Raw genomic sequence first — 26,188 nt, 5'->3', positions numbered from 1 at the left:
GCCGCACTTGCGAAGGTCTGTGCCGCATCGCAGAATTGGCGACATGGAACGGGTGATGATTGTCGGAGGGCCCGGTTCGGGCAAATCCACCTTGGCGCGGGGGCTGGGGGCGTTTGCCGGCTTGCCTGTCTTCCACATGGATCACATCCACTACGGGCCGGGCTGGCAGCAGCGCGAGCCTGAGGTTAAAAGCTGGATGAGCGAGGAGGTTCACCGCAAGTCGCGCTGGATTTCTGGCTGTTCATCTGGCGCACCCGAAATAGCAGCCGGGCGAAACTGGTCGATGTCGCTGCCGCCCCGCCGCCGCATCTCACGGTCGTGCATCTAAGGTCACGCCGCGAAGTGCGGGCCTGGCTGGAGGCGGTGGAGGGCCAGAAGTGCCCGGCCCAACCGGGGCCTGCATAACGCTGCCGGCCCCGCTCATGCGTGCCTTCAGCCGCGCAGCAAAATCTTGCCGCTGCGACCGGGGGTGAGAGAGGCCTTAACCGCCTCAACCGGCTGGTCGAGCGGAAACTCGCCGCCGGAGGGCAGGTGCAATTGGCCCTTTGCGGCCAAGCTGACCAACTCGCCGATGAGGCGGCCCTTCTCGGCCCCGTCCATCTCGCCGATCACGCGCGAGCCCCAGAAGCCCTTGACTTGCAGGTGGCGCGAAATCACCGGCCCGGCCCGCAATTGCAGCGGGTCACCCGTGGCGGTGCCGAACACGACGAGCGTGCCATCGGTGCCAAGCAGATCGGCGATATCGGCCACAATGGCGCCGCCGACGCTGTCGATCGCGGCCTGTGCGCCTTCATTCCCTAGGATCTTGCGAGCCTCGTCGACCCAGCCCTCATCGGAGGTGTTCAGCACATTCTCAATGCCCAACTCCGTCAGTTCGTCGATGGCTTCGGCGCGGCGAACGAGGTTGAGGGTTTTAACGCCCCGCGCCTTGGCCAGTTCTGCAAAGATCTTGCCCACGGTGCCGTTGGCAGCGGTCTGCACGACCCAGTCACCTTCGTTGACTTCAAGGTACTCCAGCAGGGCCAATGCGCTGAACGGCATGGCGATAAGCTGAGCGCCGGCCTCGTCGCCGATCTCTTCGGGCAGCGGCACCACGGCCGCTGCGGGCGCAATGAACTGCTCTGCCCATGCGCCGTGGACGCCCGCTGCAACAACACGCTTGCCGAGCAGCGCTTCGTCCACGCCTTCCCCGACGGCCTCGATGGTGCCGAGGGCCTCGGTGCCGCCGACAGCGGGCAGCTCGGGCTTGTAGCCGTAGGTGCCACGCGCGGTCCACAGATCGTGGTTGTGGATGGGGGAGAGTGTCATGTCGATGCGGACCTCTCCGGCCTTGGGCTCTGGCACCGCGACGTCAGAGGTTTGCAGCACGTCAGCGGGTTCGCCAAAGGTGTCGTAGGTGATGGCTTTCATGGTGTGTCCTTTCTTTTCTGCGCACCCAACGGATGCGCAGGCATTCGGTTTCGTTGTGTTTCGATTTAGGTGAAGAACCGCGCACGGGTGTCTTCCATGGCCTGCTCAAGCGGCAGGCGGTTGCGAGATAGCTTGGCGTGGATGGCCGCGCCGAGCCATTGGGCATAGAGCATCGCGCCGCTGCGCTCCGGGTCGGATTGCAGTGCGACAGAGCCGTCCTCCGCCCCCTCTCGCAGTAGGGCCGAGAGCCGCGTGCAAACCTGCGCTACCCCGGCATCGAGGATCTGGCGCATATCTTCGGACAGGTCTGCAATTTCGGCAGCAAGCTTCACCACAAGGCAACGGTCGGCCATCGTAGCGGCCTCGGTGCCGAGCGCGCCGTTGAAGTAGCGTTCCATGCGCGTGGCGGCGGGCTGGGGGAGGGCGATGATCGCGTCGAGGGCGGCTACATACTCGGTGACGTAGCCCTCAAGCAGCGCGCAACCGAACGCCTCCTTGGACGGAAAGTAGTAGTAAAAAGAGCCCTTGGGCACATCGGCGGCGGCGAGGATACCCTTTAGCCCAACCCCGCCGAAGCCTCGCTCAAGCACCAATGCGCGGCCCCTTTCGAGGATGCGGGCACGGGTTTGTTCGGATTTGCGTTGCTCGGTCATGTTAGGCATGTAGGAAGTAATAGACCGGTCGTCTAGTAATGATGGCAGAAAAACTTCGCCAAAGAAAAACCCGCCGGATCACTCCGGCGGGTTTGATCGTTTCAGTCTTTCAGCTGTGTCTTATTCGCGCCCGCCGAGCAGCGAGAGCAGGAACATGAACATGTTGATGAAGTCCAGGTAGAGGCTGAGCGCGCCCATGATGGCGGCCTTTCCAAGCCATTCCTGATCCCCATGCGCCGCGTGCGCGATGTAGGTGTTCTTGATGTTCTGCGTGTCGTAGGCGGTAAGGCCTGCGAAGATCAGCACACCCAGCACCGAGATGGCGAACATCATGCCGCTGGGGTCATAGCCCGCGATGAACATCGGCAGGATCAGGTTGACCACCGAGGCGATGACCAGGCCGATAACGCCCATGATAAGGAAGCTGCCCCAGCCGGAAATGTCCTTCTTCGTGGTGTAGCCCCACAGGGACAGGCCCGCGAAGGCGACGGCCGTGATCAGGAAGGTCTGGGCGATCGAGAAGTCCGTGTAAGCCACGAAGATCCAGCTGATCGACAGGCCCATGACGGCCGAGAACACATAGAAGAACAGCTGCGCGGCCGCAGAGGACATCTTGTTGATGAGCGCGCCGAAAGCAAAGATCATGATCAGCGGAGCGAACATGATCACCCAGCGCAGCGGTGTGGCGAAGAGTTGCATCACCACGGCTTCGCTGTTGCCAGCGGCCCAGGCCACCGCAGCGGTGAGGAAGAGCCCCACCGACATGGTGCCGTACACCTTGTTCATATGGGCCCGGAGGCCCTCGTCGATCTGCGCCGTACGGACGCCTGCGCCCATCGTGCGGATCGGTCCAGTCTCTGCCATTCATGCCTCCATTTGCACAAAACTCCTGTCAGCACGCCCGGCGGGCGCACTGCTTGGTGTCAAATATCGGCACAGACGGCCTTGATTTCAAGTGGTTCTGACGGGGAAACGGGTTGTTTCGACACAAAGTTTTCGAGAGCGGCGCCCTCGGGGGGAAAGCGCCGCTCTCTTGGGATGGCGGGATCAGGTCCGCCAGCCCGGGGGAACGTCCCAGAGTTTCCGGGCAGCTTCGGTGCGCGCTGCGTCGGGCGACACGCCGATATCGCGCAGCAGGGTTTCATCGAGCGCGGCTAAGGCGCGGCGCTGACGGCGCAGAGCCAGAAGGCCCAGAACGCGGGCAATAATGCCGCTGCGGGGAGGGTTGCAGTGTCCGGACAGGGCGCCGGTGGAGAGGGTGGAAGCGGGGGAGCTCATCAGTCCGATCCTTTGCTTTCTGTGAACGTTACGATCTGTTTGATCAGGATGATTGATATATGGCGTGAGGTGGGGCATATTGGAAACGAATGTTTGTGACGCCCGCCATCACGGAGATTGATGATGCCCCGCAACCTGGATCTTACCGCTCTGCGCAGCTTTGTGACCGTCGCTGATTGTGGCGGGGTGACCCGCGCAGCCGGGCAGCTCAACGTGACCCAATCCGCCGTTTCGATGCAGCTGAAGCGGCTGGAAGAGGCGCTGGACCAAAAGTTGCTTGATCGCTCCCAGCGCAAGATTGGCCTGACCCCTGCCGGGGAGCAGCTTGTCAGCTATGCACGCCGGATGCTGGCGCTGAACGATGAGGCGATCACCCGGCTGACGGCAGAGGAGTTCGAAGGCCAGATCGTGCTGGGCGTGCCCCATGATATCGTGCTGGGCTATATCCCGCGGATGCTCCAACGCTTCGCGGCTGAGTTCCCTCGCGTGCGCGTGCATCTCGTTTCCTCCTTTACACGAAGCCTCAAGGAAGACTTTGCAAAGGGGGCTTGCGACATGATCGTAACCACCGAGGACGGGATGGACGAGGGCGGCGAGACGCTTCGCGAGGTGCCACTCGTTTGGGTGGGTGCCCCGGGTGGCTGTGCGTGGCGGCGCCGACCTTTGCCCCTGGCCTTCGAAGAGAAGTGCTTTTTCAAACCCATCGTGCAGCGCGCGCTCGATGAGGCGGGGCTACCCTGGACCATGCAGGTCAGCTCAAACTCATCGCGCACGGTGGAGGCAACGGTGAACGCTGATCTGGCCGTGCATGCGATGCTGGAAGGCATGCAGCCGCCCACCACTGAGCCGATCTGCCACGGCGGCGCTCTGCCTGAGCTGCGCTCCTTCCGGATCAATCTTTACGGTGCTGCCAGCCTGAAGAACCCAGCGCAGGAGGCGCTGGCCGAGTTGCTGCGCCGCTCTTACGCGGGGCGGCTGCCAACCACGGGCATGGGCCCCGTGCCGGTTGCAGAGGCGGGCGTGGTGGGCGAGGCGCTCAGCGCCGTGGCTCAACAACGACCTTCCCGGTCGAGCGCCGCGTCCTGATAAGCTCCATCGCCGCGTCTATCTCTTCGAGCGGCAGGCGGTGCGAGACATGCGGCTCCAACCCGCCCGTCTCCCACAGCGCCATAAGCTCCTTGAGTGAGCCGGTCAGCACCTCAGGCGCAAAGCCCATATAACCGCCCCAGTAGAGCCCCATCACCGTTAGGTTTTTGACCAGCAGATGATTGGCTTTGATCTGCGGCACCTTGCCCCCGGCGAAGCCAATGGAAAGCAGGCGGCCCTCGGGGCGAACGGCGCGAAAGCAGTCCGAAAACAGCGGATCACCCACAGTGTCATAGAGCACGTCAATGCCGCCAAGGGCCTTGAGCTGGCCGCGAATGTCCTCGCTGGTCGCGTCGATCAGGTGGGTCGCTCCGGCATTTTCCGCAACAGCCAGCTTGTCGGCCCCGCGCGCGATGGCCACCACCTCGGCGCCCAGCTTGGCCCCCAGCTCCACCGCCGTCAGCCCCACGCCTCCTGCCGCTCCGGTCACCACAAGGCGCTCGCCCTTGGCGAGCCGCGCGCGATGAACGAGCGCGAGGTGAGATGTGCCATAGGCAACAAGGAAGGCTGCGGCGATATGGAACGGCATGGCATCGGGCAGCCTGAGGCAGCGGTCAGCCGGAAAGCACCCGGCCTCGGCCAGTCCACCACGGCCGCCGAAAACACCGATGCGATCCCCGGGTGCAAAACCCTCCACGCCTTCACCGAGGGCGGTGACGGTGCCAGCCAGCTCGATTCCGAGGGTGAAGGGGGCGGGGGGCGTGTCTTGATATGTGCCCTCAACCATCAGCAGATCGGCGAAGTTGAGCCCGCAGGCCGCAATATCTACCGCCACCTCTCCCGGCCCCGGTTCTGGCGCGGCAATCTCGGTAAGGGCCGGGCGTTCACCCGTCTCGGTAACACGGTAAGCCTTCATCACATCCCTCCAATTGCGCACCATCCCTACGAGCTGTCGAAAAGTTGCGCAATCCTGTGGATATTTGCAAAATGCAATTGCAATTCGCGAGAGTTCACAGCGTCAACTAAGTGCAACTTATAATTGTATCGAGACTCACGTCTAAACTTGCCGTAGTAAGGTCATAGTTGCAGGCTCTGAAATGCAGAATAGCATCGCAACCCCCTGTTTTTAAAGGGAATGATGATTTAATATCAAACAAATATGATAAATCTCAGCGGGTGCGCCCGTTTTGGCACGAAAGTTGCTGTGTACTAGGTGGAGAGATATGAAGGAGACATTCATGAAGCATCCGGTCGACATCCATGTTGGTAAGCGCGTTCGGCACCGTCGTTGGATGGTGGGGATGACGCAACAGCAGCTGGCCGAGAAGGTCGGGATCAAGTTTCAGCAGATCCAGAAATACGAGACCGGCATGAACCGTGTAAGCGCATCCCGCCTTTGGGACATCTCCCACGCGCTCGAGGTGCCAATCTCCTTCTTCTTCGAAGGGCTTAGTGAAGATCTGCCGCAGGTGTCCAAGACCGATGCGGTCGAGGGCGAGGGCGTTCCGGGCGACATTCTCGGAGACCGCGAGGCGCTGGAACTGGTGCGCAGCTACTACGCCATTCCTGAAAGCCAACGCCGCCGGCTCTTTGATCTCGCCCGTGTTTTGAGCGATGTGAACTGAGCAGCAGTAACCACCTGTTGCCGTTGCCACCAAGAGAGCGCCCCCACCCAGGGGCGCTTTTCTCGTTTCACGGGGTGCGCTATGGCTGCTGAAAGGCAGGGAGAGGCAGATGTTGCGCGAAGAGATCACGGAAGAAGAGGCGGCCGAGCTACGGGCCTGCGGTGCGGCGATGGCCGATGCGGCTCGGGCGGCGATCCTGCCACATTTCCGCACCCCAATGCTGGCCGACAACAAGGCAGGCCCCGGTGGGTTTGACCCGGTCACCGTTGCAGACCGCGCCGCCGAGGAAGCCATGCGCGGCGTTCTGGCCGAACGACGCCCGCAGGATGCGGTGCTGGGCGAGGAGTTTGGCCACCAGGCGGGCGAGAGCGGGCTGACATGGGTGCTCGACCCGATCGACGGCACCCGCGCCTTTATCTCCGGCACCGCGAGCTGGGGCGTGCTGATCGCACTGAACGATGCACGCGGCCCGTTTTACGGCATCATCGACCAGCCCTATATGGCGGAGCGTTTTCAGGGTGGCCTCGGCGCGGCGCAGCTCACCGCCCCGCGCGGCGAAACCCTGTTGAAAGTGCGCGAAGGGCGCAGCCTCGCAGAGGCAACAGTTTTTACCACCTTCCCCGAGGTCGGCACCGAGGCCGAGGCCGCCGCATTTCGGCGCGTCGCGAGCAAAGCGCGGCTCACCCGCTACGGGCTGGATTGCTACGCCTATGCCTTGCTCGCCCTCGGGCAAATCGACCTTGTGATCGAAGCAGGTCTGCAAAGCTATGATATTGCCGCACCGATTGCCGTGATCGAGGCAGCAGGCGGCGTCGTGACAGATTGGGAGGGCGGGCCGGTGCACGAAGGCGGCAGGGCCCTCGCCGCAGCCACGCCCGAGCTACACCGCACAGCGATGGCGCTCTTGGCCGAGCAGGCCGCATGACGCATCGCCTCATCCGGGGCGGCCATGTGCTGAGCATGGATGATGCGGGCCGCGAGGGCACATTAGATGTGCGGTTGCGCGGCGGGATCATCGAAGAGATCGGGCCGGGCCTTGCTGCGGATGGGGCCGAGATAATCAACGCCGAGGGCTGCCTTGTGACGCCCGGGTTGGTGAACACGCATCACCACATGTTCCAAAGCCTCACCCGCGCCGTGCCAGCGGGCCAGGATGCGCTGCTCTTCGGCTGGCTTCAGGCGCTTTACCCGATCTGGGGCCGGATGACGCCAGAAGACATCCGCCTGTCCGCCAAACTGGCCTGTGCCGAGCTTGCGCTCTCGGGCTGTTCGATGAGCTCTGACCATCTTTATCTCTTTCCGAACGGAGCCAAGCTGGAGGACAGCATCGAAGGTGCGGGCGAGGTCGGCATCCGCTTTCTCGCCACACGCGGCGCGATGAGTATTGGAGAAAGCAAGGGCGGGCTGCCGCCGGATGCCTTGGTGGAAGATGAAGCTGCGATTCTGGAGGATTGCGCGCGGGTGGTCGACGGTTTTCACGACCCGTCGCCGGGGGCGCTGGTGCAGGTGGGCCTTGCGCCCTGCTCGCCGTTTTCGGTCAGCCGCGAGTTGATGCGGGATACCGCCGTCTTGGCGCGCGAGAAGGGCGTGCGCCTGCACACCCATCTGGCCGAGAATGATGAAGACATCGCCTATTCCGAAGCCAACTTCGGCTGTCGTCCCGGCCAATATGCCGAAGAGCTGGGCTGGGTCGGCGAGGACGTGTGGCATGCCCATTGCGTAAAACTGGATCGCGCAGAGATAGATCTTTTCGCCCACACAAAAACAGGTGTCGCCCATTGCCCCTGCTCCAACTGCCGCCTCGGTTCGGGGATCACGCCAATCCGGGCGATGCGTGATGCGGGGGTGCCGGTGGGCCTGGGCGTGGACGGCTCAGCCAGCAATGACGCGGGCAATCTGGCCGCAGAGGCGCGCATGGCATTGCTGGTGGCACGGGTGCGGGACGGGGCCGATGCCATGCCCGCGCGCGAGGCTCTTGAGGTTGCCACGCGGGGTGGGGCCGAGGTGCTTGGGCGCGGTGGCCACCTTGGTCAGCTTGCGCCGGGGTTTCGCGCCGATGTCGCAATCTGGGACATGGCGGGTCTGGAGGCGGCAGGCAACTGGGATCGCGCCGCGCTATTGCTGGCCGGGCCAACGCAGGTCCGCGACCTGATCGTGGAGGGGCGCGACGTGGTGCGCGCCGGTGCGCTGGTAGGCGTCGATACACGGGCACTGGCTCAGCAGGCGGCAGCGGCGGTGGCCCGGCTGGCCAACGGCACGTGAGGAGGCCAAGTATGTTACGACACTGTCGGATCGCCATGGCCTCAGGCTTGCTGATCGCTCTCGCGGCCTGCGTGCCCGCGCCACCCCCCGACGCGCCTGCGGCAGGTTCGGGCGATACCTCTGCTCCGCAATCACGCACTCTAGCCACACCGGGCAGCGTCGCGCCCGCGCTCAACGCATACCGGGCGTCTGGCGGGCTAACGCCGCTCACAGCCCACCCGGCCCTGATGCGGGCGGCGCAGGATCAGGCCGCATACCTTGCCGCAACGGGGCGCACAGGCCACACCGGGCGGGGCGGCTCCAGCGTGATGGACCGGGTGCGGGCGCAGGGCCTTCAAGCCTGTCTCGTGGCAGAAAACCTGTCGTTCGGTTATCCAACGGCTGCGCAGGCGGTGGCGGGGTGGAAAGGCTCAGCCGGGCACAATCGCAACATGCTGCTCCCCAACGCCAGCCTTTACGGTGAGGGCCATGCAGGGGCGGTGCGGGTCTTGGTGCTGGCACGGCCCTGCTAGAGTGACGTGCGGTGGGCACCGTGATCAGCGGCGGCCAACGCCACCGATCCAAACGGCTTTGATCGCGCGGTCGTCCCCCATCATCATCGTCGGAAACACCGCCTCCCAAATATCGCCCGCACGCGCGGCCCGCTGGGCGATGGCGGGGGTGGAGGCAAGGTCTAGCGCAATGATATCGGCGGCACTTCCAACCGCGAGCGTGCCCACCTCGCTCTCCATCCGCAACGCGCGGGCCGAGCCTTCGGTGGCCAGCCACAAAAGCTGCGCCGGGTGCAGCACCGCGCCATTGAGCTGGCTGATCTCATAGGCGGCCCCCATGGTGCGCAGCATAGAAAATGACGAGCCGCCCCCCGTATCAGTCGCCAAGCCGGTTGTAACACCCTCCGCCGCCAACCCGGCGGCATCGAAAACACCGGAGCCGATAAAGGTGTTCGATGTCGGGCAATGCACCACCGATGAGCCGCTCTCGGCCAATCTTGCCCGCTCTCGCGGGGTGAGGTGGATGGCATGGCCGAAGAGAGCCCCCGGGCCGATGAGGCCGTGCCGCTCATAGGTGGCAAGGTAATCCTCGGCATCGGGGCAAAGCTCCTTTACCCAGGCAATTTCTTCCGCCTGCTCACTGAGGTGCGTTTGCATGGCGCAATCGGGGTGTTCGGCCCAAAGTGCGCCCATGGCCTCCAGCTGCGCTTCGCTCGATGTGGGCGTGAAACGAGGGGTGATGGCATAACGCGCACGCCCTTGCCCATGCCAGCGCTGGAGCAGCGCCTTGCTCTCGTCATAGGCCCGCTCAGGCGTATCGAGCAGCGCCTCGGGCGCGTTGCGATCCATCGCCACCTTGCCGCCCACCACCGCCATGCCTCGGGCCTGCGCAGCCTGAAAGAAGGCGGTGACGCTCTCGGGGTGAGAGGTGCAGAAGCTGGCAACCGTCGTGGTGCCATTGGCAATCGCCAGATCTAGGTAGCGCCCGGCGATCGTGGCGGCGTAGAGCGCATCGCTAAACCGGCTCTCTTCGGGGAAGGTATAGCCTTCCAGCCAGTCGATCAGCCGCTTGCCCCATGAGGCGATGATGCCGGTTTGCGGGTAGTGCGCATGGGCATCGACAAAGCCGGGAAGCAGCAGCGCCGCGCCATAATCCACCCGGCGAGCGGTGGGGTGCGCCTCTCCCAGGCGCGCTGCAGGGCCGACTTCGGCGATCTTTCCGCCCCGCAAAAGGATCGCCCCGCGCGACAGGTGGCGGGCGCAGTCCGGCGGCGGTGTGGCAAAGGGATCAGCGGTAAAGTCGATGATCTGCCCAAGCAGCAGGGTCTCTGGGGCCGAAGACTCGGCGTTGGGCGGGGCAGGGGCAGACATGCGCCGGAGATTAAGCGGGCCCTGCACGGCGGACAATGCGTGAAATGATGCAACCAGCGGCGCAAGTTGCGAATTCACGCCGGGCTCCCGCCTGCAGGCCGCTGATTTCGCGCTCCTGCGCTTGCGCCACCCGGCGCGTGCAATATGGTGGCCGCAACGCCGAGCAGAGGGGCCGCCGATGAGCGAAGAGCCGACCACCGAGATCGAGGAGGAAGAGCGCCCCGAGGAGCGCGAGGAGCAGGATTACTCGCTCCGAACCCCCTTCGTGCAATCGGTGCTCGAAGCCACCTTTGCCGATGACGTGGTCACCCTCTCCGAACTGCTCGACCCGCTGCACCCCGCCGACATCGCCGACCTCTTGGAACAGATCGGCGCAGGGCCGCGGCGCGAGTTGTTGATGCTCTGGGGCGAAAGCGTCGATGGCGATATCCTCTCGGAACTCGATGAGACGATCCGCGAAGATGTGATCGCCACCCTCTCGCCCGAAACCCTCACCGAAGCCGTCCGAGAACTCGACTCCGATGATGTGGTCGACCTCGTCGAAGACCTCGAAGAGGACCAGCAGGAGGCGATCCTCGAAGCGCTCCCCGCCGCCGACCGGATCGCGGTGGAAGAAGCGCTGTCGTGGCCCGAAGAGTCCGCAGGGCGTTTGATGCAGCGGGAAGTGGTGCGCGCGCCCGAGCATTGGAGCGTGGGCCAGATGATTGATTTCATGCGGGCCGAGGGGCGCGAGCTGCCAGAGCAGTTTTACCACGTCATCTTGATCGACCCGAAGATGCACCCCGTGGGCTATGTCGCCCTTGGGCGCATCCTTGCCAGCCCCCGCGCGGTTTTGCTTGCGGAGATCAAGGAAGACAGCTTTCGCACCGTGCCGGTTGATCAGGACGAAGGCGAGGTGGCCTATGCCTTCAACCAGTATCACCTGATCTCGGTCCCGGTGGTCGATGAAGGCGAGCGGCTCGTCGGCGTCATCACCATCGACGATGCCATGGCGGTGCTGGATGACGAGGCCGAGGAAGACATCCTCCGCCTCGCGGGTGTGAGCGACGAAAGCCGGGTGACCGACCGGGTGTGGGAAACCACGAAGCGGCGCTTCCCTTGGCTCGCCGTCAACCTCGTGACGGCGATCATGGCCAGCCTCGTGATCGACCAGTTCGAGGCGGTCATCGCGCAACTGGTGGCGCTGGCCGTGCTGATGCCCATCGTGGCGTCGATGGGCGGCAACGCAGGCACCCAATCGCTGACCGTGGCGGTGCGCGCGATTGCCACCAAAGACCTCACCGGCTCCAACGTGTGGCGGGTGATCCGGCGCGAAGTTCTTGTGGGCCTGCTGAACGGCCTCGCTTTTGCTGCGCTGATGGGGCTTGTGGGCTGGATATGGTTTGGCACGCCAATGCTCGGGGTGGTGCTGGCGCTGGCCATGGTGATCAACCTCGTGGTGGCGGGGCTGGCGGGCATCCTGGTGCCCGTTGTGCTCGACAAATTCAGTATCGACCCGGCCCTGGCCTCCGGTGCCTTCGTGACGACGGTGACCGATGTGGTCGGCTTCTTCGCCTTCCTCGGCCTCGCCGCGGTGCTGCTGCTGTGAGCCTTGCGGAAGAGAAACGGGCTGCGCGGGCGGCGGCGCTGGCGCGGCGGGCCGAGGCCCATGCAGAGTGGTCCGGCCATGCGGCCGGCCACCTCTCTGAAGTGCTCGCGGGCTACAGGGGTGTGCCTCTGGCGGGCTATATGGCGATGCGCGACGAGATAGACCCGATGCCAGCCCTTGAGGAAGCCGCCGCCCACGGGCCGGTAGGCCTGCCCACGATCACCGCGCCGGCGACCCCGCTGGTCTTCCGGCTCTGGGAGCCGGGGGCCGAGATGGTGCCTGCGGGCTTTGGAACTTCAGAGCCCACAGGCGCCGTGATGCGCCCCGAGATCCTTGTGGTGCCGCTGGTGGCCTTCACCCGCACGGGCGCTCGGCTGGGCTATGGCGGCGGCTTCTACGACCGTACGCTGGAGCTGCTGCGCCGCGACGGCCCCGTGCTGGCGGTGGGCTTTGCCTACGGCGCGCAGGAAGCCGAGGCGCTGCCGCTGGAGCCAACAGATGCGCCGCTGGACATGATCGTGACCGAGCGCGAAGTGATTTCGCTGTAGCGCCGCGCGTGGCGGACCGCCCAACCACCCGCCCCGGTCCGTCACGCGCGGCGCCACCAGGTGCGGGGTGCTGCGTGGCACCGTCGGAGCGGGGGCGCTGCCCCCACACCCCCGGGAGTATTTGCAGCAAGAAAATGATGAGATCCTCGGGCTTGCCCTGAGGCCGGTTGCAGCTTAGGCCAATGGGATGCGGATACTTTTTCTTGGCGATGTAATGGGACGCGCGGGCCGCTCAGCGGTGGCCGAACGCCTCCCCGGGCTGCGCGAGGCGTGGCGTCTGGATTTCGTGGTGGTCAACGGCGAGAACGCCACCTCTGGCGCGGGGCTCTCGGCGGCCCATGCCAAGGGCCTGCTGGAGGCGGGCGCTGATGTGATCACTCTTGGCGATCATGCCTTCGACCAGAAGGAGATGCTGAGTTTCATCGGTAATGAGCCTCGTATTCTGCGGCCCATCAACTTTGCCAAGGATGCCCCCGGCAAAGGCTTCCGGGTGTATGATGCGCCGGGGGGGCGCAAGGTGCTGGTGGCGCAGGTGCTTGGGCAGGTCTTCATGAAGCGCTGCTTTGACGACCCGTTCTCGGCCATTGAGCCGGTTTTGAAGTCGCACCCGTCGGGCGGCATGGTGCAGGCGGCATTGATCGACGTGCATTGCGAGGCGACCAGCGAGAAGATGGGGATGGGCCACTTCTGCGACGGGCGCGCGAGCGTGGTGGTGGGCACTCACACCCATGTGCCCACAGGTGATGCGCAGCTTCTGCCCAAGGGCACGGCGTTTCAGGCCGATGCCGGGATGTGCGGCGATTACAATTCGGTGATCGGAATGGAGCCCGACGAGCCGCTGCGCCGCTTCGTGACGGGCATGAGCAAGGGGCGGTTTCAACCCGCGATGGGCGAGGCCACGCTATGTGGGCTCTACGTGGAAACCGATGATCGGACGGGGCTGGCCAAGCGCGTGGTGCAGGTGCGCCAAGGTGGCCGGCTGGAGCAGACGGGCCCGGCCTAGGCACGCAACCGGATCGGTCCTGCCACGTTGTCTGCCTGACAACGTGAAAGGACCGACATGACCGACAAGACACTCTTCATCACCGGCGCTTCCTCTGGCATCGGAGCCGAAACCGCACGCGCCGCCGTTGCCCAAGGTTGGAACGTGGGGCTTTTCGCCCGTTCCGAAGACAAGCTCGAAGCCCTTGTGGAGGAACTTGGCCCCAAGGCTTTGGCGCTGCCGGGGGATGCCACCTCGCTTAACGATCAGCGCGGCGCGATGGAGCACCTCTCCAGCCACTTCGGCGGGGTCGATGCGGCCTTTGCCAATGCGGGGATGGGCCTTGATACCCCCGGCACCCGCGATGGCGACCCAGAGGAATGGGAGGCGATGATCCGCCTCAACATTCTTGGCGTCATGTGGACGGCTAAGGCGGCGAGCGCGCATTTTGACGGCGGCGGCCACCTTCTGCTGACCGGCTCGGCGGCGGGGCGGCGGCACATCAAAGGCTCGCTCTACGGTGCCACCAAGTGGTTCGTGCACGGCTATGGCGGCAACCTCGCCGAGGAGTTCCGCGAATTTGGCGCTCGGGTCACGGTGATTGCGCCGGGCATGGTCGACACCGCCTTCTTCGACGAGCCCAAGCCCGACAAGCTGCAACCCGAGGATATCGCCCGCGCGGTTCTCTTCGCGCTGGAGGCCGACCAGCGCGCGAGTGTGCAGGAAGTCTTCGTGATGCCTACCGGCTGACCGCCCAGACCAGGGCGACGACGACCACGCCCTGAACCAACCCGATGGCGTTCAGCCGACGGGCGAAGGGCTGTTTGCGCGTCTTGTGGCGCAGCAGTCGCTGGCCTGCCTTCGCCCCGCAGAAGCCGCCGAGGGCAGCAACGGTGAGGAGCGCAGCCTCGGAGATGCGGCGATCTCTCATGCGGGCTTTCGTCTTGTCGACGCTGAAGAGCGCGAAGGCGAGAAGGTTGACGGCGCAGAAGAGCAGCGCGACGACGAGCCAAAGCGGCAAGGGCGTGCCAAGTGCCGCGATGGTCATGCCGGACCGGCGCCAATCAGAATAGCCGGTCGCCCTGCTCGTCGATCATCTGGCGCGCCTTGCGCAGGCTGGCCTCGGTGGCGTCCTGATCGTCGGCGATGACATCGGCACGGATCATGTGGTGGCGGTTGCCGTCTTTCTCGATCAATGCCCCGATGCGAAACCCGCCTGCCGCCTTCTCGGGGCAGGGGGTGATGGCAAAGCCCGCGTGCTCCACCGGCTCGGGCGCGGGCGGCTCTGATTTGCCGAAGAGCTTGGACAGCAGGGACATGGGGCTACTCCATCTGGTCGATGTAAAAGGTAACGCAGTCCTGTACCCGGCGAAAGCGGTCGCCGCCCAGATGGGTGCCGCCGAACCAGCGGGTGACGATGATGACATGGTTGGTGAGTTTGGCCCGCTCGAGCATCCGCACAATCACCATGCCCGCCCCCGCCTCGCCATCGTCGTTCTTTACTGGGCCGTCCACGGTGAGCAGCGCCCATGTGTTATGGGTCGCTTTGGCGAATTTCTTCTGCCGTTTCAGCTCTTTGACGAGGGCGAGGGCCTCGCCCTTCGAGGCGGCGGGGCCACCGGAGACGGCATATTTGGAGCCACGGTCGGTGAGGATATAGTCGTGGAGGGTGAGGGGCATGGATCAGCCGTAGTGGTAGCGGCAGGCGACGATCTCTACTGCGCCGCCATGGATGCGATAGACCAGCCGATGCTCGTGGTTGATACGGCGAGACCAGAAGCCGGACAGGTCGCCTCTCAGCGCTTCAGGCTTGCCCGTGCCATCGAAGGGATGGCGCTGGCATTCTTTTATCAGGGCATTGATCTTGGCGGTGAGTTTCTTGTCGGCCTTCTGCCAGTAGGTGTAGTGGCTCCAAGCCTCGGCGGTGAAGGTAACGTTCATTCCTTGGCCATGGCATCCAATTCATCCATGGTCTTGGTGACAGTCTCGGCGGTATCGAGTTGGGCGATGGACCGGCGCAACATCGCCGCATTGGCCGGGTTGGCCAGAAGGTAAGTGGTTTCGTCCATCGCCTCGTAGTCTTCGAGCGAGAGCATCACCACCGGCTTGCCGCCCGCGCGGGTGACGAGTAGCGGCTCATGATCGGCGGTGACGGCATCCATCATGGCCGAGAGGTTCTTGCGCAGGTCGGTGGAGGAGGCGTGTTTCATGGAGTTGAGTGTACGTGATCGTGTACGGTGGGGCAAGGGCGGTGCGTGGTCGCAGAACCTCTGACTAACTCTCAACAATCACAGACCGAGAGCGCTCTGGTTGTCGCCTATTTAGGAGTATCAAACGGCTGAACCTTGTTGAGACATTTATCAATTCCTTGAAGTCGTCGAAGCTCTCCCTGCTTAAGCTGTTTGTGAGGTGGCTACCAACTGCTAGCCACGCTTCATCGTAGCTCTCTGGCAGAGTTCCCAGTTTTTCCTCTTTGCGATGAAGCGCATATTCACACTGTCCAAGCAAATCGGGAACGACCCACCCGGTTAGAAACCGTCCAGATACAGCTCCGAGGCGAAACGGCGTCTCAAACTTCTTTGACGCAAAGTAAATGTCAACGTCGAGAAATTCGTTTAGTCTCTGCCGTTCTATCTCATCGTGATCAGCCGGAAGAGAACTGAGAAACGCCTTCAAAGATCTTGTGGTGTTTCGGATTTGCGGAAGCCTATTGAGGTTCAGGTCCACAAATCGACTGGCCCGGAAATCTTTTACTCGCACACTTTCGATAGCGTTTTGCAACGACCTCATAGCTGGCGTGAAGTCTGAATCTGGGCTCCGTTCTCTCTCTGATAAGGGCGGCCTTACTAATCGCGTCACTTCAACGGCGACACGACCGCCAAGAGAGAAATCCGGAAACGAGCCACTCCCTTCAGGCTCATAGGTAACCTCGCCTAAACCAAGATACTCCAAGAAAGCTCGGGTTTGCTGCTCTAGTGGGTCACGAGGAGCAGCACTTTCCATCACTGATCCAAGAAACTCCGCAGCTTCCGCGACCGGCTCGGATGCTTCAGCTTCCGCAGCGCCTTCGCCTCGATCTGCCGGATCCGCTCGCGGGTCACCGAGAACTGCTGGCCGACTTCTTCGAGCGTGTGGTCGGTGTTCATCCCGATGCCAAAGCGCATCCGCAGCACGCGCTCTTCACGGGGCGTCAGCGAAGCCAGCACCCGGGTCGTCGTCTCTTTCAGGTTTTCCTGAATGGCCGAGTCCAGCGGCAGCACTGCGTTCTTGTCCTCGATGAAGTCGCCAAGCTGGCTGTCTTCCTCGTCGCCAATCGGCGTCTCCAGCGAGATCGGCTCCTTGGCGATCTTCATCACCTTGCGAACCTTCTCCAGCGGCATCTGGAGCTTTTCGGCCAGTTCCTCCGGCGTCGGCTCGCGGCCGATCTCGTGCAGCATCTGGCGACCCGTCCGCACCAGCTTGTTGATCGTCTCGATCATATGCACCGGAATACGGATCGTGCGGGCCTGATCGGCGATGGAGCGGGTAATCGCCTGACGGATCCACCATGTCGCATAGGTGGAGAACTTGTAGCCGCGGCGATACTCGAACTTGTCCACCGCCTTCATCAGGCCGATGTTGCCTTCCTGAATGAGATCAAGGAATTGCAGGCCGCGGTTGGTGTATTTCTTGGCAATCGAGATCACGAGGCGGAGGTTGGCCTCGACCATCTCCTTCTTGGCCTGACGCGCCTCTTTTTCACCCTTCTGAACCTGCTGCACGATGCGGCGGAACTCGGGGATGTCGACGCCGACGTATTGGCCAACCTGCGCCATATCCATGCGCAGCTCGGCGACCTTTTCGGCACTCCGCTCGAACAACGCCTGCCAGCCACGGCCCGACTTTTCGGACATCCGCTCCATCCAGGTCGGGTCAAGCTCGTAGCCGCGATACTCTTCGATGAACTCGCGGCGGTTCAGGCGGGCCTGATCGGCCAGCTTCACCATCGCGCTGTCGATCGACATGATCCGGCGGTTGATGCCGTAGAGCTGGTCGATCAACGCCTCGATCCGGTTGTTGTGCAGGTGAAGCTCGTTCACCAGCAGCACGATCTCGCCGCGCAGCTTCTGGTATTTCTTCTCGGCCTTGTCAGAGAACGAGCCATCCTCGTTCAGCGTGGCCGACATCCGCTGGTCCTGCATCTCGGCCAGCTCGGTGTAGTCGCGGGCGATGACGTCGAGCATCTCCAGCACACGCGGCTTGAGCGCGGCCTCCATCGCGGCGAGCGACATGTTGGCCTGCTCGTCATCGTCGTCATCATCGTCGTCCGAGGCAATCGGATTGCCGTCGGCGTCGAGTTCCTGCTTCTCTTCTTTTTCGGTTTCCGTGGAGGTGGCGGTGGATGCGGCGGGGGTGGCTTCGGCCACCTCTTCATCGTCATCCTCATCGCCATCGACGCCCCGGCCGAAGGTGGTTTCAAGGTCGATCACATCACGCAGCAGGATGTCTTCGTTCAGAAGTTCCTCGCGCCAGATGGTGATCGCCTGAAAGGTCAGGGGGCTCTCGCAGAGCCCGGCGATCATCGTGTTGCGGCCAGCCTCAATGCGCTTGGCGATGGCAATCTCGCCCTCGCGGCTCAGCAGCTCCACCGAGCCCATCTCGCGCAGGTACATCCGCACCGGGTCATCGGTGCGATCGAGCTTTTCGGTCTCGCTGGCCGAAACGGCGACGTCGCGCGACGAAGAGGTTTCGACCACGGCGGTCGAGCCCTTGCCCTCGTCTTCATCCTCGTTCTCGTCGTCCTCGGTCACCTGAATGCCCATCTCGGAGAGCATCGACATGACATCCTCGATCTGGTCGGAAGAGACCTGATCGGGCGGCAAAACCTGATTGAGCTGATCGTAGGTGATGTAGCCGCGTTCACGCGCCTCGGCGATCATCTTCTTCACCGCCGCCTGGCTCACGTCGAGCATCGGCTCGGCTTCGCTGTCGTCGGGCTTGTTGTCGTCGTTGTCCTTGGCGGCCATCTAGCTCTCCTGAAGGGCGTTTCGGGCAATCCGTGCAAACGCGCGATTCGGGCTTCCCGAATCAATAACGCGAATCACCGGAGATTCCAGCCGAACCCCATAAAAATTGATGTGAAAGGCGTGCGCCCTGTGGCGGTTATGTCGACAATTCGACTCAATCCTGTTTGCCGCGCGGTTTCTGGTGCCCGATCTGCTCAAGCAGAGCGTCGAGGCTGGCGCGTTCGCTGCGGTCGAGGCGGGCGCCGTTTGGGGCGATGTCATAGTCGGCCTTGTCGGTTTCGTGGTTGGTTGCGGCGCGATGCCGGGCTTCTGACGCCTGTCCAAGCCGCCAGGTCAGCCCCTCATCGGCCAACCCGTCAATCTGGTGCATCGCTTCGGCGATCTCACGCGCGGCCCCGCGATCGGCAGAGAGGATTGCGAAATCCATGGCGAGGCACATACGAGCCAACTCGGTGTCGCCGGGATTGCGGATGCAGGGCGCAATGCGGACATGTGCCGGTGTGAAGAGTTTTTCAAGGGCGGCATGGCCGAATTCTTCTTCCAATGCGCCACGGGGGTCGGGGGTATCGGCGTGGGTCAGCAGCGCCATGGCAACGGCAGCATGGCCGTCGCCCTTCCAGTCGAGCTCTTCGATGGCATGGGCAAATTCATCGGCCAGATCGGGATGCGTGAGCAGGGTGGCGAGAATCACCGCTTCGCGCAGTTGCTCCTCGATCTCGGCGCCGGCGGCGGCCAGTGCCGAACTTCGGGTGGAGGGCGTAGGCAGCGCCGGGGGCGGGGTGCCGCGCGGGCGCCACGCACGCTGCTGTGGGCCGCTGCCCTGTTGGGCCGGGGCAGCGGCGGTGCGGCGCGGGTTGAACAGCTCCCATTTGCGCTGCTTGAAGTCTTCCTCGTAGTGCCGCCGCACGTCGGGATCTTGGATCAACGCAGTTGCGGCCCGCAGCGAGGCATCCAGCGCGGCGCGGCGCTCGGGGCTGTCGAGCGGGCGATCTTCGGTTTCCCGCCGCCAAAGCATGGCAGAGAGGGGTTCGGCCCGGTCAAGCACGGCTTGCATGGCAGGCGGGCCTTCGGCGCGAAGCAGGTCGTCCGGGTCTTTTCCTTCTGGCATCAGGGCAAAGCGAAGCGAGCGGCCCGGGCCGATTTGCGGCAGCGCCATGTCGATGAGCCGCATCGCTGCGCGAAGGCCGGCCTTGTCGCCATCCAGCGCCACCACCGGCTCGGGCGCCATTCGCCAGAGCATCTGCAACTGCTCCTCGGTGATCGCCGTGCCCAGCGGAGCTACCGCCGCGCTAAAGCCCGCCTCGGCCAGCGCGATCACATCCATGTAGCCCTCGGCCACGATCAGCGCTTGTCCCTTGCCCACCGCGCCCCGGGCCTGCTGGTGGTTGAAGAGGACGCGGCCCTTATCGAAGAGCGGCCCCTCCGATGAGTTGAGGTATTTCGCATTGTCCGCCGGGTCCATCGCGCGCCCACCAAAAGCGATGCAGCGGCCCCGGATATCGCGAATCGGAAACATGATGCGGTTGCGGAAGGCATCATAGGGCGCACGGCCCTTGTCGCTTTCGCGCAGGAGGCGGCAGGCGAGCATGTCTTCGACGCTCACGCCCTTGGCGGCCAATGCCTCGCGCAGACCTTCCCATCCCGGCGGGGCAAAACCCAGCCCCCAGCGTTCTTGCGCCGCGTCCCCCAGCCCGCGCCCAGCCAGATAGCTGCGTGCTTCGGCCCCGGCGGCGGTTTTGAGCTGCAAGCGAAACCACTGCACCGCCTGCTCCATCACCCCGGTCAGCCGGGTGGCGGCATCGGCCTTCTCCTGCGCCCGCGGATCGCGCGCAGGCATCTGCATCCCGGCCTCGCCCGCGAGTATCTCGATCGCCTCCATGAAGCCGACATTCTCGGTTTCGCGCACGAAGCTGATCGCATCGCCCTTCGCGTGGCAGCCGAAGCAGTAGTAGAAGCCCTGCTTGTCATCGACGTGAAAGCTGGCTGTCTTCTCATGGTGGAAGGGGCAGGGCGCCCACATGTCGCCCTTGCCTTGGTTGGATTTCTTGCGGTCCCACATGACCTTGCGGCCCACCACGTCGGAGAGCGACAGGCGGGTGCGTAGCTCGTCAAGGAATCCGGGTGGCAGCGACATCTGCCATATATCGGGCCGCTAGCGGGATGAGTCCAGTAGGGCAGGGCGTGTCTCGCCTTCTGCGAGCTGGTTAATCGCCCTTTTTCTTCCGGCCCGGTTCCCGCCCGAGCCCGCGTTCAAGCCTGTCGGCAAAGGCGGTGCGCTGTTCGGGGGTCATGGCCTCCAGCCGGTCCAGAAGGATCTCGTGGCCGATCTTTTGGTTGGCGGCGATGGCATCACGCTGGGCGGCCATCTGAGCGGCCATCGCGGCGCGGTCGAAAGGCGCGCTGCGCAGCGTGGTCAGCGTGGCTTCGAAGGCGCCGCGCAGCGCATCGCGGTTGGCCCGAAGGGCGCCCCGATGCGGCTCGATCGCGGCTTTCATGCCCTCGCGGCCCTCGCGCGGAATGGCGCGTGAGTAGGGGCCAAAGCCCAGCTCGCGCACGATGCGGTCCCGCTCGCCACGTGGTCCATCGGGTCCGCGCTTGCCGTCATGGGTGATCCATGCGCCAAGCACCAGCCCGGCAACGGCGAGGTTGGCAGCGAGCGAGAGCACGAGCACCACGCGCACCCAGCGGCGGCGCGGGCGGGCGGTGGTCTCTTCGGGCGGGGGCGGTTGAAGGTCGGTCATATGGGTATCTCAGCCGTCGGTCAGCAGGTCGGCATAGGCCATGTCATAGCCCAGCAAGTCATCATCGGTCGCGGCCTCTTCTGCGGCGGAGGTGCCAAAGAGGGTCGCTGTCACTGTGGAAACGGCCTCAGGCGGGCGGGCGCCAAACCAGATGCCGACGAGCGCAGCGGCGGTGAGCCCGGCCAGTCCCGGCGCGCCGCCGATGGACGCCAGAAATGCCGCCATGAACGAGCGGCGCGGGGGGCGGGGAGCGGCAGCGGCGGGCGCGGGCACAGCAGCCAGCGCGTCCTGCACGCCGTAGCCATCTTCCAGCACCCGGGCGAGCAGCTCGGGCGAAGGCTCTGCCACAACCGCCGCATCGGTGCGGGCGGCCGAAAAGAAGCCTTCGAGCAGGGCCTCCTCGGAGGCGTTCAGCTTGTTGTCATGGTCAGCCATCGCTCAACCCCAGTTTTGCGCGAGCGCCCCTCAGGCGGGCCGCAAGTGCGCGTTTGCCTCGGGCGATCAAACTCTCGACCGCCTCAACGGAAATGTCCATCTGCTGAGCAATCATCGGATTGCCCAACCCTTCAATGTGCCTCAGCCGCACCGCTTCGCTCTGACGGTCGGGCAACTCGGCCAGCGCGGCATAAAGCGCTGCGGCACGTTCTTCGGCCTGCATCTGCTCCACCACACCGGCCCGTTCGTCTTCGGGCTCGGGGATGCTGTCGAGCGCCTGACCGCGCTTCTTGCGCAGCCGGTCGGTGCAAAGATTGCGGGCCACCTGGTAGAGCCACGTGCTCACCTTGGCCTCACCCTGCCGCCATTCGGGCGCAATCTTCCACAGCCGCATCATCGCTTCCTGTGCCACGTCCTCGGCCTCGGCGCGATCGGTCAGCATACGGGTGGCAAGCCCCAGCACCATAGGCGTGAGCCGAAGCGTGAGGCTGCGAGCGGCCGCGCGATCACCCCCGGCAAACAGGACCAGGAGCGCCTCGTCATCGGGCTCTGTCGGCGCATCGAGGGGCATGGGCATCGCCTGTCAGTATCTTGTCTTCCCAGTCTTCTCAACGGCCCCCTCCCCGCGCGTTTCAGGGGATGACACATGACGCGGGGAGGGAAGCTTCAAAACGGTGCGGATCAGTTCCGGCGGTAGTGGCCATGTCCGTTGCCACCGCGCTCGTCACCACCACGGTGTTCGCCGCGCTTGTGCTTGCGCTCACCGTCCCGCATTCCACGCCCTTCGCCGCGCTCGGCGAGGAAGGCCATGGCCGTTTCGAATTCCTGCTCGGAGACGGTGCCGTCACCGTCCGTGTCCATCCGCTCAAAGAGCTTTTCGAGCATCTTCTCGCGGCGTTCCTGTGCTTTCTCCGGGCGTCCGGCGGCCATCTCCTCGGCGGAAACGGTGCCATTGCCATCGGTGTCGAGCCGCTCGATCATCCGCTCGGCACGTTTGGCGCGGCGAGCCTCGTCACGGGCCTCCTCGGCGGCAACCAGCTCTTCGGCGCTCACTTCGCCGTCGCCATTGGTGTCGGCGCGGGCAAAGCGCACGGCATCACCGGCGGCGAGTTCTTCAGCCGAAAGGGCACCATCACCATTGGTGTCGAGTTCGGTAAAGCTGGGGGGCGTCGGGTCGGCACCCGGGCCCATGCCCATACCGCCGCCGCCCGGGCCGCGGGCCTCAGCCATGGGGGCCACCGACAGGCCGGTGGCGATCAGGGTGGTCAGAAGCAGAATGCGTTTCATCTCGTCTTTCCTCCTCGGAAATGCTCTAGGTTCGTTTGCCTCGGGGCCCTTCGTTGGCCCGTTGATGCTTCTCAAACGCGTGGCGGCGCAGCTTCCGTCGCCGAGGGGGCAAAAAACTTTCGGGTCGGTTTTGCGACATCCCGCCGCAAGGACAATCTGTGCCCTGCCGTTCGCGTCCTCTCTGGCGTAGATAAGACCAAAGTCGAGGTATCGCCGCGCTCCGCCATGCCGAGCGCTGCAAGGGGTAAGTGCAATGCAACATCTGCAAGCCGATGGAACGCTTCGGGCCGAGGGGCTCTCGGGCGTAGAGCGCAGGTCCGATGCGGGCGAGGAGCGTTTGGCCAAGCCCGCGATGCTGCGCGGCTGGCGGCGGCGCTGCCCCTCCTGCGGCAACGGCCCGATGATGGCGGGCTATCTCAAGGTGCGCGACACCTGCCCTGTCTGCGAGGAAGAACTGCACCACCAGCGCGCCGATGATGGCCCGGCCTATCTGACGATCGTCATCGTCGGCCACATCCTCGCGCCGCTGATCCTCATCGTTTACAGCAATTTCCGCCCTGATCCGCTGATCATGGCAACCGGATTTTCGGTTGGCTGTGTTGCCCTTTCCCTCTACCTTCTGCCGCGGCTGAAGGGGCTGATGGTTGGTCTGCAATGGGCCAAGCGGATGCACGGGTTTGGCGGCGAGTCCGGCTAAGTGTCGCTCCGTTGGCCCGCCTTCGGAACGAGGCGGGAGGCCCATGGATAAATCACAGCTTCGCGATGCGGCGACGATCATTCTCTATCGTGCGGGGGTGAACGGGGTTGAAGTGCTGATGGGCCAGCGCGGCGCCAGCGCCGCCTTCATGCCCAACAAGTTCGTCTTTCCCGGCGGCGCGGTAGATGCGGTGGACGCCGAGGTGCCCCTGGCCTGCGGTCCCGATCCGCTTTGCGCCGCGCGGCTGGCCGCCGAGGCTGAGGGCGGCCTCGTCCCCGCGCTGCTCGCCGCCGCGATCCGTGAGCTTTGGGAGGAAACCGGGCTCATCCTCGGCGTGCCGGGAGACTGGCCACGCCCCGCGCCGAAGGGCTGGCGCGGATTTGCAGCCACGGGCCATCTGCCCTCGGCAGAGGGTTTGCGGTTCGTCTATCGTGCCGTGACGCCGCCGGGCCGCCCCCGCCGCTTTGATGCGCGCTTCTTCCTTGCCCCCGCCAGCCGGGTGGCTGGCGATGTGGATGATTTTTCTCGCGCGGAAGACGAGCTGTCTCTGCTGCAATGGATACCGCTCACCAAGGCGCGCAGCTTCGATCTGCCCTTCATCACCGAGGTGGTCTTGGGCGAGGTGGCCGGGTTGACGGACCATGAGGCACCGCCCGATGGCGTGCCTTTCGTCAAGAACGATGACCTCGTTGCAGGCATTCGCCGGCTGCGCTGAGCCGGGCCGCGGGCACGGAGGTCGCGCGAAGCACGGTCGGGGTCAGTTTGTTGCCGCCACCAAGGCGATGACGGAAACGATCAGCAGCGCAATGCCCGCTAGCTCGCGCCCAGATAGGCGCTCCGAAAAGACGCGGGCGCCGATCACCATCGAAAACAGCACCTCCACCTGACCCAAGGCAAAAACGACGGAGGCGGTTTGCAGGGCGAAGGCGGCGAACCAGCAAAAACTGCCCCCAAAGGAGGTGATGCCAACCGCAAGGCCCGGCCGCCATGCCGCGAGGACGCGGGTAATCTCGCCGCGGTCGCGCACGCCGAGCCAGCCCAGCATCAGCAGGTTTTGCAGGATCACCACGCAGCCCAGAGCAAGGGCCGGGCGTAACAGAACGTCATCGCTCGCCACCTCAAGCGTGGCCGCGCGGTAGCCCACCCCGGAGAAGGCAAAGAACAGGCCCGCGCCGAGGCCGAGGGTGGCAGAGGGCAGGTCGAGCCGAAGCCTGCCGCCAGTGCCCGAAAGCATCAAAATCGCCACCATGCCCACGACCATCGCCGCAAAGCCGCCCCAGCCCGGCACCTCGCCGAGCAGCACCCAGCCAACCGCGACGGTGAGCAGCACCTCGGACTTGCGCAGGGTGATGCCGACGGCAAAGTTTCGGCGGGCAAAGAGCATCACGGTGAAGACGGTCGCGAGGATCTGTGAACTGCCGCCAATCGCGGCCCAGAGCCAAAACTGATCACCGAGCGCGGGCAGCTCCATGCCCCGCATCCAAACCATCAGCCAAAGCGCGGCCCAGATCATCGGCAGCGAATAAAGAAACCGCGCCCATGTCGCCCCTGTTGCCGTAAGCCCAGCCTGCGCCATCTGCTTTTGCACCATGAAGCGCATCGCCTGAATGAGGGCTGCGGTGAGCGCGAAGGGGATCCAGAGCCAGTCCATGCCTGCGCTATGAGTGCAAGCGGGGCCGTTGGCAAGCAGCAGGCCGACGGGCGCGCATTAGGCCTCAGGGAGCTGGTGGGCCCTGTCGCTGCCACAGCGGGTGGGGCACCGGGTCTTTCGCTTTCAGGAAGTAGCGGCGGAACACTTCGCCATAAGAGCGATAACGGTAGCCTTCGTTGCGCGAAAGGTAGCGGGCCGGATTGGCAAAGTAGAGCCGGGGCAGGCGATACCACGGGGTGCGCGGGTGCATGTGATGCACCACATGCAGGTTGTTGTTGAGAAACAGCAGGGCGAGCGGCCCGCGATCTTCGATCACCACGGTTCGGCCCCGCGCCCGTTCATGCGCCTGATGTTCCAGAAAGGTGCGGATCTTGAGGGTCGACAGGGCAGCATAGGCACAGCCGACATAGGCCAGTGGCGGCATCTGGGCGTAGGCGATCCAGATCACCAAAGGCACGAGCCCGGCGGCATGCAGCGCCCAGCCGAGCGCAATGCGCCTGCTGCCCGCGCGCATCGCGCGCCAGTCGCCGCGCATGAACGCAAGCTGCCCAATCAACGGCCCCAGAGTGACCCGGCCTGCCAGCGTGTTGTTCGCCCGCAAAACCACTTGCCGCCAACGTGGCAGGCGGCCCCAGTCTCCGGCGTCCATGTAATTGCTTTCAGGGTCGTCATAAGGGTCGGTCAGCAGGCTGTCGGTGTGGTGCGCCAGATGGGTGTCCTTGAACCGCAGGTAGGGGATGAAGAGGCCAAGCGCCGGAAACACCAACGCCGCATTCGCGATCGCGGCGCGAAACGGATGCCCGTGAATCATCTCGTGGCTCAGGGAGGAGTGCAGCACAATGGCGAGGGTCGTCACGATCATCCCGAGGAGGAGGGAGACGTCGGCAATCACCGTCGTCCCAAGGGCAAAGCAGCCGTAGCAGACCACCAGCAAGGTGAGGGTTGGCCATTCCGTGCTTGTGGCGCGATGGGGGGCGCTCAAAAGAAACTCCGATATGTTTGGGGGCGGTGTTGCCGGTTCCCTCCTTGGCTATCGGGCTGCTTCAGGCCACGGGAGGCGATCTCTTGTTAACAAAT

Annotated in this window: 31 protein-coding genes; 12 read left to right on the top strand and 19 right to left on the bottom strand. The window is 64.3% G+C overall.

Going from position 1 to position 26,188, the window contains the following annotated elements:
* Window positions 1-43 precede the first annotated feature (43 nt).
* Entirely contained in the window at window positions 44-328 is a 285-nt protein-coding gene (locus tag FHY55_RS15255; protein ID WP_217524699.1) for a hypothetical protein, read from the top strand.
* 104 nt (window positions 329-432) lie between these two features.
* Here FHY55_RS15255 and FHY55_RS15250 read toward each other — a convergent pair whose 3' ends face one another.
* From FHY55_RS15250 to FHY55_RS15235, 4 genes are all read right to left on the bottom strand, one after another.
* Entirely contained in the window at window positions 433-1,410 is a 978-nt protein-coding gene (locus FHY55_RS15250) for a zinc-binding dehydrogenase (protein WP_140015010.1), read from the bottom strand.
* Between the two features lie 65 nt (window positions 1,411-1,475).
* Complete coding sequence (locus FHY55_RS15245) at window positions 1,476-2,063, bottom strand: TetR/AcrR family transcriptional regulator (protein ID WP_140015009.1); 588 nt, start codon at window positions 2,061-2,063, stop codon at window positions 1,476-1,478.
* A gap of 120 nt (window positions 2,064-2,183) precedes the next feature.
* Complete coding sequence (locus FHY55_RS15240; RefSeq protein ID WP_140015008.1) at window positions 2,184-2,927, bottom strand: Bax inhibitor-1/YccA family protein; 744 nt, start codon at window positions 2,925-2,927, stop codon at window positions 2,184-2,186.
* Window positions 2,928-3,110: 183 nt separating this feature from the next.
* Window positions 3,111-3,341 (bottom strand): DUF1127 domain-containing protein, encoded by a 231-nt coding sequence (locus tag FHY55_RS15235; protein ID WP_140015007.1) that lies wholly within the window; start codon window positions 3,339-3,341, stop codon window positions 3,111-3,113.
* Between the two features lie 123 nt (window positions 3,342-3,464).
* Between FHY55_RS15235 and FHY55_RS15230 the strand changes: the two genes are divergently transcribed.
* A complete protein-coding gene (locus tag FHY55_RS15230; protein ID WP_140015006.1) occupies window positions 3,465-4,427 on the top strand; it encodes a LysR family transcriptional regulator in 963 nt (320 codons plus the stop codon).
* Here FHY55_RS15230 and FHY55_RS15225 read toward each other — a convergent pair.
* Complete coding sequence (locus FHY55_RS15225) at window positions 4,378-5,343, bottom strand: NADPH:quinone oxidoreductase family protein (RefSeq protein WP_140015005.1); 966 nt, start codon at window positions 5,341-5,343, stop codon at window positions 4,378-4,380. The genes FHY55_RS15230 and FHY55_RS15225 overlap by 50 nt on opposite strands.
* Window positions 5,344-5,665: 322 nt before the next feature.
* Here FHY55_RS15225 and FHY55_RS15220 point away from each other — a divergent pair, with 322 nt between their 5' ends.
* From FHY55_RS15220 to FHY55_RS15205, 4 genes are all read left to right on the top strand, one after another.
* Window positions 5,666-6,052 (top strand): helix-turn-helix domain-containing protein, encoded by a 387-nt coding sequence (locus FHY55_RS15220; protein ID WP_140015004.1) that lies wholly within the window; start codon window positions 5,666-5,668, stop codon window positions 6,050-6,052.
* A gap of 109 nt (window positions 6,053-6,161) precedes the next feature.
* Window positions 6,162-6,977: an inositol monophosphatase family protein gene (locus FHY55_RS15215; protein ID WP_254695334.1), complete on the top strand. Its 816-nt coding sequence runs from the start codon at window positions 6,162-6,164 to the stop codon at window positions 6,975-6,977.
* Window positions 6,974-8,314: an 8-oxoguanine deaminase gene (locus tag FHY55_RS15210; RefSeq protein ID WP_140015003.1), complete on the top strand. Its 1,341-nt coding sequence runs from the start codon at window positions 6,974-6,976 to the stop codon at window positions 8,312-8,314. Before FHY55_RS15215 ends, FHY55_RS15210 begins: the two co-directional genes overlap by 4 nt.
* 11 nt (window positions 8,315-8,325) lie before the next feature.
* Complete coding sequence (locus tag FHY55_RS15205; RefSeq protein ID WP_140015002.1) at window positions 8,326-8,826, top strand: CAP domain-containing protein; 501 nt, start codon at window positions 8,326-8,328, stop codon at window positions 8,824-8,826.
* Window positions 8,827-8,850: 24 nt separating this feature from the next.
* Here FHY55_RS15205 and guaD read toward each other — a convergent pair whose 3' ends face one another.
* Window positions 8,851-10,176: a guanine deaminase gene (gene guaD, locus FHY55_RS15200; RefSeq protein ID WP_140015001.1), complete on the bottom strand. Its 1,326-nt coding sequence runs from the start codon at window positions 10,174-10,176 to the stop codon at window positions 8,851-8,853.
* Between the two features lie 178 nt (window positions 10,177-10,354).
* On the opposite strand from guaD, the gene mgtE reads away from it, so the two are divergent.
* The 4 genes from mgtE (at window position 10,355) to FHY55_RS15180 (ending at window position 14,044) form a co-directional block, all read left to right on the top strand.
* Complete coding sequence (gene mgtE, locus FHY55_RS15195) at window positions 10,355-11,764, top strand: magnesium transporter (RefSeq protein WP_140015000.1); 1,410 nt, start codon at window positions 10,355-10,357, stop codon at window positions 11,762-11,764.
* The gene (locus FHY55_RS15190) at window positions 11,761-12,312 is read left to right on the top strand and encodes a 5-formyltetrahydrofolate cyclo-ligase (protein ID WP_140014999.1); all 552 of its coding nucleotides are present in this window, start codon (window positions 11,761-11,763) and stop codon (window positions 12,310-12,312) included. Before mgtE ends, FHY55_RS15190 begins: the two co-directional genes overlap by 4 nt.
* A gap of 187 nt (window positions 12,313-12,499) precedes the next feature.
* Window positions 12,500-13,315, top strand: coding sequence for a TIGR00282 family metallophosphoesterase (locus tag FHY55_RS15185; RefSeq protein WP_140014998.1), 816 nt, complete (start codon window positions 12,500-12,502; stop codon window positions 13,313-13,315).
* 57 nt (window positions 13,316-13,372) lie between these two features.
* Window positions 13,373-14,044 carry an SDR family oxidoreductase gene (locus FHY55_RS15180; RefSeq protein ID WP_140014997.1) on the top strand — a complete coding sequence of 224 codons (672 nt, stop codon included), beginning with the start codon at window positions 13,373-13,375 and terminating at the stop codon, window positions 14,042-14,044.
* Here FHY55_RS15180 and FHY55_RS15175 read toward each other — a convergent pair.
* The 11 genes from FHY55_RS15175 to FHY55_RS15125 all read right to left on the bottom strand — a co-directional run bounded on the left by FHY55_RS15175 (window position 14,034) and on the right by FHY55_RS15125 (window position 22,763).
* The gene (locus tag FHY55_RS15175; RefSeq protein WP_140014996.1) at window positions 14,034-14,342 is read right to left on the bottom strand and encodes a DUF1294 domain-containing protein; all 309 of its coding nucleotides are present in this window, start codon (window positions 14,340-14,342) and stop codon (window positions 14,034-14,036) included. The genes FHY55_RS15180 and FHY55_RS15175 overlap by 11 nt on opposite strands.
* Before the next feature lie 16 nt (window positions 14,343-14,358).
* Complete coding sequence (locus tag FHY55_RS15170) at window positions 14,359-14,613, bottom strand: HlyU family transcriptional regulator (protein ID WP_140014995.1); 255 nt, start codon at window positions 14,611-14,613, stop codon at window positions 14,359-14,361.
* A gap of 4 nt (window positions 14,614-14,617) precedes the next feature.
* Window positions 14,618-14,974 (bottom strand): YigZ family protein, encoded by a 357-nt coding sequence (locus FHY55_RS15165; protein ID WP_140014994.1) that lies wholly within the window; start codon window positions 14,972-14,974, stop codon window positions 14,618-14,620.
* A gap of 3 nt (window positions 14,975-14,977) precedes the next feature.
* A complete protein-coding gene (locus tag FHY55_RS15160; protein WP_140014993.1) occupies window positions 14,978-15,235 on the bottom strand; it encodes a Txe/YoeB family addiction module toxin in 258 nt (85 codons plus the stop codon).
* Window positions 15,232-15,504, bottom strand: a complete 273-nt coding sequence (locus tag FHY55_RS15155) for a type II toxin-antitoxin system Phd/YefM family antitoxin (RefSeq protein ID WP_140014992.1) — start codon at window positions 15,502-15,504, stop codon at window positions 15,232-15,234. The genes FHY55_RS15160 and FHY55_RS15155 overlap by 4 nt, the downstream gene beginning before the upstream one ends.
* 792 nt (window positions 15,505-16,296) lie before the next feature.
* Window positions 16,297-18,300, bottom strand: a complete 2,004-nt coding sequence (rpoD, locus tag FHY55_RS15150) for an RNA polymerase sigma factor RpoD (protein ID WP_140014991.1) — start codon at window positions 18,298-18,300, stop codon at window positions 16,297-16,299.
* 154 nt (window positions 18,301-18,454) lie between these two features.
* Window positions 18,455-20,434: a DNA primase gene (gene dnaG / locus FHY55_RS15145; RefSeq protein WP_140014990.1), complete on the bottom strand. Its 1,980-nt coding sequence runs from the start codon at window positions 20,432-20,434 to the stop codon at window positions 18,455-18,457.
* Window positions 20,435-20,504: 70 nt separating this feature from the next.
* Entirely contained in the window at window positions 20,505-21,041 is a 537-nt protein-coding gene (locus FHY55_RS15140; protein ID WP_140014989.1) for a periplasmic heavy metal sensor, read from the bottom strand.
* Window positions 21,042-21,050: 9 nt separating this feature from the next.
* Window positions 21,051-21,476, bottom strand: coding sequence for a hypothetical protein (locus FHY55_RS15135; RefSeq protein WP_140014988.1), 426 nt, complete (start codon window positions 21,474-21,476; stop codon window positions 21,051-21,053).
* Entirely contained in the window at window positions 21,469-22,053 is a 585-nt protein-coding gene (locus FHY55_RS15130) for an RNA polymerase sigma factor (RefSeq protein WP_140014987.1), read from the bottom strand. Before FHY55_RS15130 ends, FHY55_RS15135 begins: the two co-directional genes overlap by 8 nt.
* A gap of 104 nt (window positions 22,054-22,157) precedes the next feature.
* Window positions 22,158-22,763, bottom strand: coding sequence for an EF-hand domain-containing protein (locus tag FHY55_RS15125; protein WP_140014986.1), 606 nt, complete (start codon window positions 22,761-22,763; stop codon window positions 22,158-22,160).
* A gap of 352 nt (window positions 22,764-23,115) precedes the next feature.
* Between FHY55_RS15125 and FHY55_RS15120 the strand changes: the two genes are divergently transcribed.
* Window positions 23,116-23,460, top strand: coding sequence for a DUF983 domain-containing protein (locus tag FHY55_RS15120; protein ID WP_254695511.1), 345 nt, complete (start codon window positions 23,116-23,118; stop codon window positions 23,458-23,460).
* A gap of 43 nt (window positions 23,461-23,503) precedes the next feature.
* A complete protein-coding gene (locus tag FHY55_RS15115) occupies window positions 23,504-24,175 on the top strand; it encodes an NUDIX hydrolase (protein ID WP_140014984.1) in 672 nt (223 codons plus the stop codon).
* A gap of 42 nt (window positions 24,176-24,217) precedes the next feature.
* On the opposite strand, the gene FHY55_RS15110 is transcribed toward FHY55_RS15115, so the two are convergent.
* Entirely contained in the window at window positions 24,218-25,111 is an 894-nt protein-coding gene (locus FHY55_RS15110; protein ID WP_140014983.1) for a DMT family transporter, read from the bottom strand.
* Between the two features lie 64 nt (window positions 25,112-25,175).
* Complete coding sequence (locus tag FHY55_RS15105) at window positions 25,176-26,093, bottom strand: fatty acid desaturase (RefSeq protein WP_254695333.1); 918 nt, start codon at window positions 26,091-26,093, stop codon at window positions 25,176-25,178.
* Between the last annotated feature and the right edge of the window lie 95 nt (window positions 26,094-26,188).

Origin of the sequence: Oceanicola sp. D3, assembly GCF_006351965.1 — a bacterium.
GTDB lineage: Bacteria > Pseudomonadota > Alphaproteobacteria > Rhodobacterales > Rhodobacteraceae > Vannielia.
This window is presented reverse-complemented; position numbering and strand designations above follow the sequence as displayed.

Bases quoted from the DNA above. Each gene is read 5' to 3' on its own strand.
- FHY55_RS15230 (WP_140015006.1), top strand. From the start codon at position 3,465: ATGCCCCGCAACCTGGATCTTACCGCTCTGCGCAGCTTTGTGACCGTC.
- mgtE (WP_140015000.1), top strand. From the start codon at position 10,355: ATGAGCGAAGAGCCGACCACCGAGATCGAGGAGGAAGAGCGCCCCGAG.
- FHY55_RS15160 (WP_140014993.1), bottom strand. From the start codon at position 15,235: ATGAACGTTACCTTCACCGCCGAGGCTTGGAGCCACTACACCTACTGG.
- FHY55_RS15235 (WP_140015007.1), bottom strand. From the start codon at position 3,341: ATGAGCTCCCCCGCTTCCACCCTCTCCACCGGCGCCCTGTCCGGACAC.
- FHY55_RS15215 (WP_254695334.1), top strand. From the start codon at position 6,162: ATGTTGCGCGAAGAGATCACGGAAGAAGAGGCGGCCGAGCTACGGGCC.
- FHY55_RS15170 (WP_140014995.1), bottom strand. From the start codon at position 14,613: ATGTCCCTGCTGTCCAAGCTCTTCGGCAAATCAGAGCCGCCCGCGCCC.
- FHY55_RS15245 (WP_140015009.1), bottom strand. From the start codon at position 2,063: ATGACCGAGCAACGCAAATCCGAACAAACCCGTGCCCGCATCCTCGAA.
- FHY55_RS15250 (WP_140015010.1), bottom strand. From the start codon at position 1,410: ATGAAAGCCATCACCTACGACACCTTTGGCGAACCCGCTGACGTGCTG.
- FHY55_RS15155 (WP_140014992.1), bottom strand. From the start codon at position 15,504: ATGAAACACGCCTCCTCCACCGACCTGCGCAAGAACCTCTCGGCCATG.
- rpoD (WP_140014991.1), bottom strand. From the start codon at position 18,300: ATGGCCGCCAAGGACAACGACGACAACAAGCCCGACGACAGCGAAGCC.
- FHY55_RS15185 (WP_140014998.1), top strand. From the start codon at position 12,500: ATGCGGATACTTTTTCTTGGCGATGTAATGGGACGCGCGGGCCGCTCA.
- FHY55_RS15130 (WP_140014987.1), bottom strand. From the start codon at position 22,053: ATGCCCATGCCCCTCGATGCGCCGACAGAGCCCGATGACGAGGCGCTC.
- FHY55_RS15115 (WP_140014984.1), top strand. From the start codon at position 23,504: ATGGATAAATCACAGCTTCGCGATGCGGCGACGATCATTCTCTATCGT.
- FHY55_RS15210 (WP_140015003.1), top strand. From the start codon at position 6,974: ATGACGCATCGCCTCATCCGGGGCGGCCATGTGCTGAGCATGGATGAT.
- FHY55_RS15205 (WP_140015002.1), top strand. From the start codon at position 8,326: ATGTTACGACACTGTCGGATCGCCATGGCCTCAGGCTTGCTGATCGCT.
- FHY55_RS15125 (WP_140014986.1), bottom strand. From the start codon at position 22,763: ATGAAACGCATTCTGCTTCTGACCACCCTGATCGCCACCGGCCTGTCG.
- dnaG (WP_140014990.1), bottom strand. From the start codon at position 20,434: ATGTCGCTGCCACCCGGATTCCTTGACGAGCTACGCACCCGCCTGTCG.
- FHY55_RS15135 (WP_140014988.1), bottom strand. From the start codon at position 21,476: ATGGCTGACCATGACAACAAGCTGAACGCCTCCGAGGAGGCCCTGCTC.
- FHY55_RS15120 (WP_254695511.1), top strand. From the start codon at position 23,116: ATGCTGCGCGGCTGGCGGCGGCGCTGCCCCTCCTGCGGCAACGGCCCG.
- FHY55_RS15180 (WP_140014997.1), top strand. From the start codon at position 13,373: ATGACCGACAAGACACTCTTCATCACCGGCGCTTCCTCTGGCATCGGA.
- FHY55_RS15225 (WP_140015005.1), bottom strand. From the start codon at position 5,343: ATGAAGGCTTACCGTGTTACCGAGACGGGTGAACGCCCGGCCCTTACC.
- guaD (WP_140015001.1), bottom strand. From the start codon at position 10,176: ATGTCTGCCCCTGCCCCGCCCAACGCCGAGTCTTCGGCCCCAGAGACC.
- FHY55_RS15255 (WP_217524699.1), top strand. From the start codon at position 44: ATGGAACGGGTGATGATTGTCGGAGGGCCCGGTTCGGGCAAATCCACC.
- FHY55_RS15110 (WP_140014983.1), bottom strand. From the start codon at position 25,111: ATGGACTGGCTCTGGATCCCCTTCGCGCTCACCGCAGCCCTCATTCAG.
- FHY55_RS15240 (WP_140015008.1), bottom strand. From the start codon at position 2,927: ATGGCAGAGACTGGACCGATCCGCACGATGGGCGCAGGCGTCCGTACG.
- FHY55_RS15140 (WP_140014989.1), bottom strand. From the start codon at position 21,041: ATGACCGACCTTCAACCGCCCCCGCCCGAAGAGACCACCGCCCGCCCG.
- FHY55_RS15165 (WP_140014994.1), bottom strand. From the start codon at position 14,974: ATGCCCCTCACCCTCCACGACTATATCCTCACCGACCGTGGCTCCAAA.
- FHY55_RS15175 (WP_140014996.1), bottom strand. From the start codon at position 14,342: ATGACCATCGCGGCACTTGGCACGCCCTTGCCGCTTTGGCTCGTCGTC.
- FHY55_RS15220 (WP_140015004.1), top strand. From the start codon at position 5,666: ATGAAGCATCCGGTCGACATCCATGTTGGTAAGCGCGTTCGGCACCGT.